The sequence below is a fragment of the Micromonospora sp. CPCC 206060 genome (assembly GCF_036906895.1).
Lineage (GTDB): Bacteria > Actinomycetota > Actinomycetes > Mycobacteriales > Micromonosporaceae > Micromonospora.
The window spans coordinates 1-1625 of record NZ_JBAKHU010000208.1 but is presented as its reverse complement, the minus strand read 5'-3'; the positions used below and the strand labels follow the sequence as shown (position 1 = coordinate 1625).

At 70.0% G+C, this 1625-nt stretch carries 1 protein-coding gene; it reads left to right on the top strand.

Features of this window, described 5'->3' with window-relative positions:
- Positions 1-10: 10 nt before the first annotated feature.
- A partial coding sequence (locus V6U90_RS33280) for a condensation domain-containing protein (protein ID WP_334445126.1) occupies positions 11-1625 on the top strand: 1615 nt, incomplete at its 3' end.

The window sequence follows — 1625 nt, the reverse complement described above, 5'->3', positions numbered from 1 at the left end:
CTGGTGCCAGGTGTTGAACCTGGACCGGGTCAGCACCACCGACAGCTTCTTCGACCTCGGCGGACACTCGATCAGCGCCATCGCGCTCGTCGGTGCGCTGCGTAACGCCGGCCACCCGGTCTCGGTGCGCGACGTCTTCCTGCACCGCACCGTCGCCGCGCTCGCCGCCCACCTGGCCGCGCAGCATGCCGACGTCGAGGAGGTCGTGCCGGCCTTCCAGGCGGTCGCCCCGTTCAGCCTGATCAGCGCCGAGGACCGCGCCCTGCTCCCGGACGGCCTCGCGGACGCGTACCCGTGTGCCCAGGTGCAACTTGCCATGCTGGTGGTCACCCTCACCGACCAGGAACGGCGTACCTACCACAACGTCTCGGCGTTCCCGATCACCGACGGGCAGCCGTTCGACGCCGACGCGCTGCGCCGGGCCGTCCAGGCCGTGGTGGACCGCCACGACATCCTGCGTACGTCGTTCGCGCTCACCGGCTACTCGGTGCCGATGCAACTCGTGCACGCCGAGGTGCCGGTCGACATCACCCTGCTCGACCTGCGGGACCTGCCCACCGAGGAAGCCGAGACCCGGTTGCGCGGGTACATGGCGGCGGAGCGGGCCAAGCCCTTCGGCCCGGACGAGGTGCCGCAGATGCGGATCGCCGGTGCGGTCGGACGGGACGACCAGTGGTGGTTCGTGCTGACCATGTCGCACGGCATCCTCGAAGGCTGGAGCCACCACTCCCTGCTGATGGAGATCCTCGACAACTACCGCAGCCTGCGGGACACCGGTGCGCCGGCGGCCTTCGACGCCCTGCCGGTCCGGTACGCCGACTTCGTCGCCGGTGAGGTCGAGTCGCTCGCCTCCGGCGAGGACCAGGAGTACTGGCAGGACGTCGTCGCCAAGCCGATCTTCGAACTCCCGACCGGGTGGGGCGAGGACGAGAGCGTTCCGGCGTACGAGTGCGGCACCCGGGTACCGCTGCACGACCTGATGGACGGGCTGCGCGAGCTGGCCAGCCGTACCGGCACGTCGCTGAAGAGCGTCCTGCTGGCCGCGCACCTGAAGGTGATGAGCCAGCTCACCGGCGAGCCGGTCTTCACCAGCGGTCTGGTCTGTCACGGCCGGCCCGAGGTGACCGGTGCCGACCGGGTGTACGGCATGCACCTGAACACCCTGCCGTTCGTACACGACGCGCGGGTGGCGACCTGGCGGGAGCTGATCCGGCAGACGTTCACCACCGAGTTGGCGCTGTGGCCGCACCGGCGGTACCCGCTGCCGGCCGTGCAGCGTCTCGGGGACGGGCGCCGCCCGATCGAGATCCTCTTCAACTACCTGGACTTCCAGCAGGTCGACACCGAGCGGGTCGGCTTCGTCGACGCGATCTACGAGGCCAGCGGCGAGTTCGGCCTGCACGTCTCCACGCTCGACGGCGTACTGAGCATCCTGGCCCAGCCGCACGTGGTCAGCTACCCCAACGTGGTACGCCTCGGCGGCATGTACCGCGCGGTCCTCGAATCCATGATCGCCGACGTGGACGGCGATGCCCGGGCCACGTACCTGCCGGAGACCGAACTGCCGGTGGTGTTGGTGGATGCGGTGCCGGTGGTGGAGCCGGTGGTGCGGTCGGTGTTGGCGG